We start from the raw sequence: 9,272 nt of genomic DNA, 5'->3' as shown, positions 1-9,272 counted from the left end.
GGGCCAGGTTGGTCCTGCATTGCCCGCTGGTGGGGTGAGTCGGGGCTTCGCGGTACAACCTCTGCATGGCTGGGGCCGCTGCACGCCCCTTTCCGACCAGTCCGGCGCACCGGCAAGGCCGCTCCAGGTTCAGCATTGTGCCTGTGGAGCGGCCTGGTGTCGCAAAAGGGGCGCGCAGTGGCCCAACGGGTCTTGCCCGGTCAGTCAGCCAGGCGCCAGGTGGTGCCATCCTTGCTGTCTTCCAGCACCACGCCCATGGCGGTCAGCTGGTCGCGGATACGGTCGGACTCGGCCCAGTTCTTGTCCGCACGCGCCTGCAGCCGCGCCTGGATCAGTGCCTCAACTTGCGCGGCATCGACCTTGCCTTCGGCGCCCGCACGCAGGAATTCGTCGGCATCCAGCTGCAACACCCCCAGCACGTCGCCCAGCTCGCGCAGGCGACCAGCCAGGCCGGCGGCGGCTTGCGGATCGCTGTCGCGCAGGCGGTTGATCTCACGCACCAGGTCGAACAGCACGGCGCAAGCTTCCGGGGTACCGAAGTCGTCGTTCATCGCTACGCTGAAGCGCTCGACGAACGCCTCGCCCCCCTTGGCCTCGACACGCGGCAGGCCGCGCAGCGCATGGTAGAAGCGCTCCAGGGCGCCCTTGGCCTCGCGCAGGCTGTCCTCGGAGTAGTTGATGGCGCTGCGGTAGTGGCTGGCCACCAGCAGGTAGCGCACCACCTCTGGGTGGTACTTGTCGAGCACGTCGCGGATGGTGAAGAAGTTGTTCAACGACTTGGACATCTTCTCGCCATTGATGCGGATCATGCCGCAGTGCATCCAGGCATTGGCATACGGCTTGCCGGTGGCCGCCTCGCTCTGGGCGATCTCGTTCTCGTGGTGTGGGAACTCCAGGTCGCTGCCACCGCCGTGGATGTCGAAGCTCTCGCCCAGGCAGCAGGTGGACATCACCGAGCACTCGATGTGCCAGCCCGGACGGCCCGGGCCCCACGGCGAATCCCAGCTCGGCTCGCCCGGTTTGGCGGCCTTCCACAGGACGAAGTCCAGCGGGTCCTGCTTGGCTTCGCCGACCTCGATCCGCGCACCGATGCGCAGGTCTTCGATCTTGCGCCGCGATAGCTTGCCGTAGCCGACGAACTTGCCGACCCGGTAGTACACGTCGCCGTTGCCCGGCGCGTAGGCATAGCCCTTGTCGATCAGGGTCTGGATCATCGCGTGCATGCCGGCGATATGATCGGTGGCACGCGGCTCCTGGTCCGGCGGCAGGATGTTCAGCCGGCGCTCGTCCTCGTGCATGGCATCGATCATGCGTGCGGTCAGCGCGTCGAAGCGCTCGCCGTTCTCGTTGGCGCGGTTGATGATCTTGTCGTCGATGTCGGTGATGTTGCGCACGTAGGTCAGCTCGTAGCCGCTCTTGCGCAACCAGCGGGTGACCAGGTCGAAGGCCACCATGCTGCGGCCGTGGCCCAGGTGGCAGTAGTCATACACGGTCATGCCGCACACGTACATGCGCACCTTGTTGCCGTCCAGGGGCTTGAAGGCTTCCTTGGTCTTGCTCAGGGTGTTGTAGATGGTAAGCACGGCGGTTCCTCAGCTGCCCCAGGAGTCACGCAGGGTGACGGTGCGGTTGAACACCGGACGGCCCGGCTGGCTGTCCTTGAGGTCGGCGCAGAAATAGCCTTCGCGCTCGAACTGGAAACGGTCCTCGGGCTGCGCCTGGGCCAGCGACGGCTCGGCACGGCAACCGGTCAGCACCTGCAGCGAATCGGGGTTGATGTTGTCCAGGAAGCTGCCGCCCTCCTCGGTCTTGTCCGGGTTCGCCGAGCGGAACAGGCGGTCGTACAGGCGCACCTCGCATTCCACGCTGCCTTCGGCCGGGACCCAGTGGATCACGCCCTTGACCTTGCGGCCCTCGGGGTTCTTGCCCAGGGTGTCCGGGTCGTAGGAGCAGCGCAGCTCGACGACGTTGCCGTCGGCGTCCTTGATCGCCTCGTCGGCGCGGATCACGTAGCTGCCGCGCAGGCGTACCTCGCCATTGGGCTCCAGGCGCTTGTAGCCCTTGGGCGGCGTTTCCATGAAGTCGTCGCGGTCGATGTACAGCTCACGGGCGAACGGCAGCACGCGCACGCCCATGTCTTCCTTGGGATGGCGCGGCAGTTCGAGCTGCTCGACCTGGCCCTCGGGGTAGTTGGTGATGACCACCTTCAGCGGGCGCAGCACGCACATGGCGCGCGGAGCGGTGCGGTCGAGGTCGTCACGGATGCTGAACTCGAGCATGGACATGTCGACCACCCCGTCGGAGCGGTTGGTGCCGATCATCTCGCAGAAGTTGCGGATCGACGCCGGGGTGTAGCCGCGGCGACGGAAGCCCGAGAGCGTGGACATGCGCGGGTCGTCCCAGCCGTCGACGTGCTGCTCGTCCACCAGTTGCTTGAGCTTGCGCTTGGAGGTGATGGTGTAGTTCAGGTTCAGGCGGCTGAACTCGTACTGGCGCGGATGGGCCGGCACCGGCAGGTTGTCCAGGAACCAGTCGTACAGCGGGCGATGGCCTTCGAACTCGAGGGTGCAGATCGAGTGGGTGATGCCCTCGATGGCGTCGGACTGGCCATGGGTGAAGTCGTAGTTGGGGTAGATGCACCACTTGTCACCGGTCTGGTGATGGTGGGCATGGCGGATGCGGTAGAGGATCGGGTCGCGCATGTTCATGTTCGGCGACGCCATGTCGATCTTCGCGCGCAGCACGCGCTCGCCATCCTTGAACTCGCCGGCCTTCATGCGCGCGAACAGGTTCAGGTTCTGCTCGACGCTGCGCGTACGGAACGGGCTGTCCTTGCCTGGCTCGGTCAGGCTGCCGCGGTATGCGCGGGCCTGCTCCGGGGTCAGGTCGCAGACATAGGCCTTGCCGGCCTTGATCAAGTCCACCGCCCAGTCGTGCAACTGGTCGAAGTAGTCCGAGGCATAGCGCACCGGGCCTGCCCACTCGAAGCCCAGCCACTTGATGTCGCGCTGGATGGCGTCGATGTATTCCTGGTCTTCCTTGGCCGGGTTGGTGTCGTCGAAACGCAGGTGACAGACGCCACCGAACTCCTGGGCCAGGCCGAAGTTGACGCAGATCGACTTGGCATGGCCGATGTGCAGGTAGCCGTTGGGCTCGGGCGGGAAGCGGGTGACGATGCTGCTGTGCTTGCCCGAGTCCAGGTCGGCCTGGATGATCGGCCGCAGGAAGTTCGCAGGGACGGCGGGAGCGCCTTTGGCAGCGGCGTTGGGCGCGTTGTCGGCAGTGGGCTTGCTCATAGGTTCCTTGAATGCAGGTGTTCGGCCCGGGTAGGCCGATTGAATCAAAGGGCCTATCATAGCCGAAGCAGTCAAGCTGCCGACAGCCGGGCGCCGACAAACTGGCGCGATTTATCGCAGGCCGGGCAAAATGGCCGGCGCACGCCCTGTGTCGCGGTCGCCCGATCCTGCGTCAGGTGACAGTACGCGCCCTGCGCACCCTATTCATGAATGCCTTGAAAGAGCGAATTCCAGTATGTCCAAAGTCAAACTGAGCACCAACCACGGCGACATCGTCCTGCAACTGGACGCCGAGAAGGCACCGAAAACCGTCGAGAACTTCGTTCAGTACGTCAAGGACGGCCACTACAATGGCACCGTGTTCCACCGCGTGATCAACAACTTCATGATCCAGGGCGGCGGTTTCGAACCGGGCATGAAGCAGAAGTCCACCCGCGCACCGATCCAGAACGAAGCCGACAACGGCCTGCCGAACAAGCGCTACAGCATCGCCATGGCCCGTACTATGGAGCCGCACTCCGCGTCGGCGCAGTTCTTCATCAACGTCGCCGACAACGACTTCCTCAACCACAGCGGCAAGAACGTGCAGGGCTGGGGCTATGCGGTGTTCGGCGAGGTGATCGAAGGCCGCGAGATCGTCGACGCGATCAAGGGTGTGTCCACCGGCTCCAAGGCCGGCCACCAGGACGTGCCGAAAGATGACGTGATCATCGAGAAAGCCGAGATCGTTGAGTGATCCTGCTGATCTCCGACCTGCACCTGCAAGAAGAACGCCCGGACATAACCCGGGCGTTTCTTGATCTGCTCGATGGCCGTGCGCGCCATGCCAGGGCCTTGTACATCCTGGGCGACTTCTTCGAAGTGTGGATCGGCGACGACGCCATGACGCCCTTCCAGCAGTCGATCTGCCAGGCCTTGCGCCGGCTCTCCGACAGCGGCACGGCCATCTACGTGATGCACGGCAACCGCGACTTCCTGATCGGCCAGCGCTTCTGCCAGGCGGCCGGCTGTACCCTGCTGGACGACCCGTGCGTGGTGGAACTGGGCGGGGAGCCGGTGCTGCTGATGCATGGCGACACCCTGTGCACCCGCGACCTGGGCTACATGAAACTACGCCGCTACCTGCGCAACCCGCTGAGCCTGTGGCTCCTGCGGCACCTGCCGCTGGCCACCCGGCAGAAGCTGGCCCGCAAGCTGCGCAGCGAGAGCCGCACGCAGACACGCATGAAGAACACCGAGATCGTCGACGTCACCCCCGAGGAAGTGCCGAAGGTAATGGCTGCCCATGGCGTGCGCACCCTGGTCCATGGCCACACCCACCGGCCAGCGATTCACAAGCTGGTGGTCGATGGCGAGCCGGCACGGCGTATCGTGCTGGGGGACTGGGACCGTCGCGGCTGGGCCTTGCAGGTGGATGAACAGGGTTTCCAGCTGGCGCCGTTCGAGTTTCCCTGAGGCCAGGCCCTGCCCCATTCGCAGGCTTGCTCCAATGCCGGGGCCGCTAAGCGGCCCCAAATGGGCGGCGCAGTGGATAGATTCCAGCCTGACCGCCCTCGCCTCCCTGGTTACTGACCGCTGCTGGCCACTGCGCTGTGGTCGCGCTCGCTGATCACATACTGCCGATACTGCGGATCCGCCTTGATCTGCGCCTCGGTGAACGGGATCGGCGCCAGTTGCTTGGCCGAGAAGGCGCGGGTCTGGTCACCGGCATGCGGCGAAGCGGACTCGCTGGACTGGGAGAACGCCAGCAGGCCCTGGGCTTGCGGTCCCTGGTCGGTGAAGCTGACCAGTTGCAGGTAGCTGGTACCGCTGACCACCAATCGCTTGCCCGCCCCGCGCGGGACGCTGTAGATGGCGTTGTACACCCCCAGGCCCTGTGGCCCACCCGGCACGGGCGTGCCGTCGGCCGCCTGCTGGATCTGGCCCCAGCGGCTGTCGGCGCTCACGCCAGCCTCGGCCACCTGCTGCTGGGAGGCCAGCGCCGCCTCGCGCAGCAGCTTGCGTACCGCCGCCTGCTCGACGGCCAGGCCGCGCGGGGTATGCTGCGGGTCGGCCGGGTCGAAGGCCACGCGCCAGCTCTGCGGGTGCTGCGCCAGGGCGCCGAGGATGTTCTCGAAATGCACCAGGCCGATGCCGCTGTCCAGGTCGGCCTTGCCGTTCCAGTCCGCCAGGCTGCTGCACACGGCTTGCAGGTCGGCCCCGGTGGATTTGCACCATTCCAGCAAGTCCGGCAGCAGCAGGCTGGCCAGGTAGACCTCGTCGTCCAGCACCATGCGCTGCAGGTCGGCGACACCCAGCTTGCCATGGCCTTGCAGACGCTGCAGGGCAAAGCGGCCACGCATGCCCAGGGGCTGGTCGTCACGGCTGACCAGCGGCGAGAACCCGGTCAGCGGCTGCGCCGGGTTGGTCATTCGCGCCGGGTCGTTGGAGTTCTGCACGAAATCTCGACGCTCCAGGCTCGGCAACAGCCGCGCCGGGAAGATCCCGGGTTGGGCGGCTTCGTCGTCGACCTTCCACTGGCAGGCGCTGCGCGAACCGTCCAGCACCACCAGCGGCCCGGGCGCGGCGGGGTCGCTGCAGTGGGCGAGCAGCGCCTGGTCGACGTACGGCACCACCGACTGGTTCAGGTACAGCGCCTGACCATCGGCATCGACGGCCAGGGTGTTGACCCAGGGAATGCCCTGCACCTGCCCTACGGCCGTCTTCAAGGACGCCAGGCTGTCGGCTCGGTTGATCCGGTACCACTGCTGCAATACCCGGGTGTTGTCCAGGTTGGCATCGCGCAGGCTGTAGGCGTAGCGGTTGTCCCAGTCCAGCCGGCCTGGCCACTGCACCACCGGGCCGAAGGCCGAGGCATAGACTTGGCGCGCGACCTGGCTCAGTTGGCCATCGTCGCCCTTGACCGTCACGCTCAGGGTCTGACGGGCCAGCGGTAGCGACTTGCCGTCGAGCAGGTAGCGGGTCGGGTCCTTGGGGTCGAGCTGCAGGCGGTAAAGGGTGAAATGCTTGGACGTATCGACCGTATGGGTCCAGGCCAGATGCTGGTTGAAGCCGATGTTCACCACCGGCAGGCCGGGCAGCGCGGCCCCCATGACATCCAGTTGACCGGGAATGGTCAGTTGCATCTGGTAGAAGCGCAGCCCACCCATCCACGGGAAATGCGGGTTGGCCAGCAACAGGCCGCGACCGTTGGCCGAGCGTTGCGAGCCGACCGCCACCGCGTTGCTGCCACGTTCCGAGGCGAATTGCGCCTGACGCGCCAGTGCCACGCTGAAATCCTCACCCGCTCGCTGCGCCGCAAGCTTCGGCGGGGCCGCCGCCACCAGCGCCTCGGCGAACTGGCCGACGCCTCCCTCCACCAGCAGGCGGCGGGTCAGCTTGACAAGGTCGAGGCTGGTGATCGGCCGCAGCCAGTCGCCTTGCCCACACTCACCGGGCAACCCCTGGGCCCGGCGTTCGGCCAGGGCCCGGTTGTAGCCGCTGGCATAACCTTCGAGCAGGTCACGCACCTGGGCCGGCTGGGCCTGGAGGAAGTCTTCCGTCGTCGCCTGGGTGTTGAGCCAGGTGAAGAACAGGTCGCTATCGAGGTTGTCGCGCTGTTCGACGGTCTTGCCCTTGGCGCCGAAATAGCGGGAGCGCTCACCGTTGACCGTCAGCACCTCGTTGGCCAGCAGGCAAAGGTTGTCCTGGGTGTAGGCATAGCCGATGCCATAGCCCAGGCCGCGTTCGTCCTTGGCCAGGATGTGCGGCACACCGAAGCTGGTACGGCGGATCTGCGCCGAGGCATCGCCGGCGGTTTCCCGGGCCTGTGCGGCCAGGCTGGCGGCAACCAGCGCGGCCACCAGGCCAAGACGGGTCATGGGACGCGAAAGTGTGGTCACGGGCACTCCTGGAGTTGTAAGGGTGATCCCGATCAGACGAATGGCTGGATGAAAATTTTACGCCTGGCGGGGCTTTGCTACGTCTTGAAAAGGACGCGGCAAATTTTTTCAGGCAAAGGTTGCAGTTTTGCCGATCTCATTCGTCTTAGTAAGTGAGGCACCCATGATTTCGGGACAGATCACGAAAAGGAGCATTCACATGTACAACCCACAACCCTCGCCACAGAGCGCTCGAAGCCCGGGCAAGGCGAGTGCCGGGCAGCTCGCCGGCACGGCGGAACGCGTCGGCAACGAGCAGATCCGCGAACTGCTGCGCACCTACGGCCTGCGCACCAGCCTGATCCGCCTCAAGGTCATCGACGCCCTGCACAACGCCGATCGCAATGGCCGCAGCATTGGCGTGCGCGGCGTTCATGCGCAACTCGAGCAACTGGACATCCCGCTGTCGTTCCTGAGCGTGCGCGAAGTGCTCAAACGGCTGTGCGCCGAAGGCGTGATCAGCCTCGGCAGCGACAAGTGCTACAGCCTCAACCCCCAGGCCAGGGCCGTGCTGGAACAACCCGCCGCGCGCTGAGCGCATGGCCGGCCAAGGCAGGCCAGCCCGTGCAGGTCAACGCTTGACCTTGCGCCGCAGGATCCCGTTGAGCACCACCACGACGACCGCGATGGCGATGGCGATGTACTGGAACGTCTGCTCGCTGATCGTCCCCTGCCGCTGCAGGTAGCTCAGGCCCACCATCAGGCCCATCATCACCAGGATGATCAGGATCGAGTACTTCAAGCGTTGCATGTGTGTCATCAATGGTTCCTTGCGACATCAGGGACATAGGGCTCGCGACAAGCCGCGCCCATGATACAACGATGCAAGGCGCAGGCGGGGCATTTCCTGCTGAGCCCACCTGCCCGCACCTGAAAGCATGAAGCCCCCACCACCACTCCCTGATGGAGGCCCCATGCTCAACGCCATGCTGATCGCAGGCCTGCTCCTGCTTGCTCCCTCTCCTGCCCACGCACTGGAGACCACCCACCTTCCCCCTGAACGACTGCATGCCCTTGGCAGCGCACTGGCCAACAAGGCCGGCTCCAGCCAATGGCAACTGCTGTGGCAGAACGTACGCACCGCCGGCTACCTGACAAACCACCCCACCCGCCTGCACTTCAGCGTGCCGCACCGGGAGTTGCCGACCCTGGCCCGCGAGACCCTGGCCCAGGCCGACCAGGTCGAGGCCCTCGAACGGACTCGGGCGCGCTATCGCCGTGACTTTCATCCGCAGGTCATCGGCCAACGCGATGGCCAGGCACTCAATGCTCTGTGCCTGGTCGTGGACTGGCGGGCCGTGCCCCACGGCATGCGCGACAGGCCCGAGGCCTACCTGCGCCTGGCCAGGTTGCTGGACAGTTATCCCTGTGACTGAGGGTGGTACTACCCAATGAGCCACCTGGAAATCGCTACCACGGAAAACCAAGGCCTGCCGGGCAAAGCTGAAGCGATGTCCTACGCGAGCAGCCATCGCTGCCTGCGAGACATGCTCACTGGGGCTACAGGCCTTGGCCCGCATGGCGCCTAGCGACGTTGTCAGGCCCTGCTCGACAATCCAGTCACGCCACCACAGCACTGGTGGCGTACCCGACAGCCATCCCGGATGTCCATGCATTGCGCCACCCCACACGCCCGAGGGAGCCCATATGGAATTGCCAGACCTCAGCCACATCGAAATCACCCAGTTGCCGCATTCGCTGCAATCGCTGATCGAGTGCATCGGCATCGAGAACGCCTACCGCCTGACCTGCGCCTACGGCGGGCGGCCGAAATACATCCCCAAGCACCGCGAGCGCACCCGACTCGCCGATGTCCTGCCAGCCGAAGCGTTGGAAGCGTTGATCAAGCGCTTCGCCGGCGTGGCACTGGAGATCCCCAAGGCGGATCACTTCCTGCGCCAGTTGCGCAACCAACAGATCCAGAAGGAAAGCGCCGACGGCCTGTCCCGCAGCCTCTTGGCCAACAAGTACGGCCTGAGCCTGCGCCAGATCGGCAACATCCGCCGCCTGGAGAGCCATGCCCGCTGATGGGCATGACACCCACCCACCCTCACCT

Annotated in this window: 9 protein-coding genes; 5 read left to right on the top strand and 4 right to left on the bottom strand. The window is 65.5% G+C overall.

The features are described from left to right. Positions 1-200: 200 nt before the first annotated feature. Complete coding sequence (cysS, locus tag WCE05_RS25200) at positions 201-1,583, bottom strand: cysteine--tRNA ligase (RefSeq protein ID WP_368816781.1); 1,383 nt, start codon at positions 1,581-1,583, stop codon at positions 201-203. A gap of 9 nt (positions 1,584-1,592) precedes the next feature. Then, entirely contained in the window at positions 1,593-3,296 is a 1,704-nt protein-coding gene (locus WCE05_RS25195) for a glutamine--tRNA ligase/YqeY domain fusion protein (RefSeq protein WP_368816780.1), read from the bottom strand. 235 nt (positions 3,297-3,531) lie between these two features. Here WCE05_RS25195 and WCE05_RS25190 point away from each other — a divergent pair, with 235 nt between their 5' ends. Together WCE05_RS25190 and WCE05_RS25185 are read left to right on the top strand one after the other, a co-directional pair. Continuing rightward, on the top strand, positions 3,532-4,032 hold the full coding sequence (locus WCE05_RS25190) for a peptidylprolyl isomerase (protein ID WP_225790057.1): 501 nt from the start codon (positions 3,532-3,534) through the stop codon (positions 4,030-4,032). Further along, positions 4,029-4,751 (top strand): UDP-2,3-diacylglucosamine diphosphatase, encoded by a 723-nt coding sequence (locus tag WCE05_RS25185; RefSeq protein WP_225790056.1) that lies wholly within the window; start codon positions 4,029-4,031, stop codon positions 4,749-4,751. The genes WCE05_RS25190 and WCE05_RS25185 overlap by 4 nt, the downstream gene beginning before the upstream one ends. 110 nt (positions 4,752-4,861) lie before the next feature. On the opposite strand, the gene WCE05_RS25180 is transcribed toward WCE05_RS25185, so the two are convergent. After that, positions 4,862-7,156: an acylase gene (locus WCE05_RS25180; RefSeq protein ID WP_368816782.1), complete on the bottom strand. Its 2,295-nt coding sequence runs from the start codon at positions 7,154-7,156 to the stop codon at positions 4,862-4,864. A gap of 220 nt (positions 7,157-7,376) precedes the next feature. Here WCE05_RS25180 and WCE05_RS25175 point away from each other — a divergent pair, with 220 nt between their 5' ends. Continuing rightward, a complete protein-coding gene (locus tag WCE05_RS25175; protein WP_225790055.1) occupies positions 7,377-7,751 on the top strand; it encodes a fe2+ zn2+ uptake regulation protein in 375 nt (124 codons plus the stop codon). 36 nt (positions 7,752-7,787) lie between these two features. On the opposite strand, the gene WCE05_RS25170 is transcribed toward WCE05_RS25175, so the two are convergent. Beyond that, the gene (locus tag WCE05_RS25170) at positions 7,788-7,976 is read right to left on the bottom strand and encodes a hypothetical protein (RefSeq protein ID WP_225790054.1); all 189 of its coding nucleotides are present in this window, start codon (positions 7,974-7,976) and stop codon (positions 7,788-7,790) included. A 154-nt stretch (positions 7,977-8,130) separates the two neighbouring features. Between WCE05_RS25170 and WCE05_RS25165 the strand changes: the two genes are divergently transcribed. Both WCE05_RS25165 and WCE05_RS25160 read left to right on the top strand, forming a co-directional pair. Next, on the top strand, positions 8,131-8,592 hold the full coding sequence (locus tag WCE05_RS25165; protein ID WP_368816779.1) for a hypothetical protein: 462 nt from the start codon (positions 8,131-8,133) through the stop codon (positions 8,590-8,592). A 271-nt stretch (positions 8,593-8,863) separates the two neighbouring features. After that, positions 8,864-9,244: a Mor transcription activator family protein gene (locus tag WCE05_RS25160; RefSeq protein WP_225790052.1), complete on the top strand. Its 381-nt coding sequence runs from the start codon at positions 8,864-8,866 to the stop codon at positions 9,242-9,244. Positions 9,245-9,272: the final 28 nt, after the last annotated feature.

It is taken from the genome of Pseudomonas sp. I2, assembly GCF_040984075.1.
Classification (GTDB): Bacteria; Pseudomonadota; Gammaproteobacteria; order Pseudomonadales; family Pseudomonadaceae; genus Aquipseudomonas; species Aquipseudomonas guariconensis_B.
Note: the sequence above shows the minus strand (reverse complement) of the source record. Positions and strands in the feature narration are given on the sequence as shown.

Excerpts from the sequence above, each read along its gene's own strand:
- WCE05_RS25195 (WP_368816780.1), bottom strand. The coding sequence starts at position 3,296 with ATGAGCAAGCCCACTGCCGACAACGCGCCCAACGCCGCTGCCAAAGGC.
- WCE05_RS25190 (WP_225790057.1), top strand. The coding sequence starts at position 3,532 with ATGTCCAAAGTCAAACTGAGCACCAACCACGGCGACATCGTCCTGCAA.
- WCE05_RS25180 (WP_368816782.1), bottom strand. The coding sequence starts at position 7,156 with ATGACCCGTCTTGGCCTGGTGGCCGCGCTGGTTGCCGCCAGCCTGGCC.
- WCE05_RS25175 (WP_225790055.1), top strand. The coding sequence starts at position 7,377 with ATGTACAACCCACAACCCTCGCCACAGAGCGCTCGAAGCCCGGGCAAG.
- WCE05_RS25170 (WP_225790054.1), bottom strand. The coding sequence starts at position 7,976 with ATGACACACATGCAACGCTTGAAGTACTCGATCCTGATCATCCTGGTG.
- WCE05_RS25165 (WP_368816779.1), top strand. The coding sequence starts at position 8,131 with ATGCTCAACGCCATGCTGATCGCAGGCCTGCTCCTGCTTGCTCCCTCT.
- WCE05_RS25160 (WP_225790052.1), top strand. The coding sequence starts at position 8,864 with ATGGAATTGCCAGACCTCAGCCACATCGAAATCACCCAGTTGCCGCAT.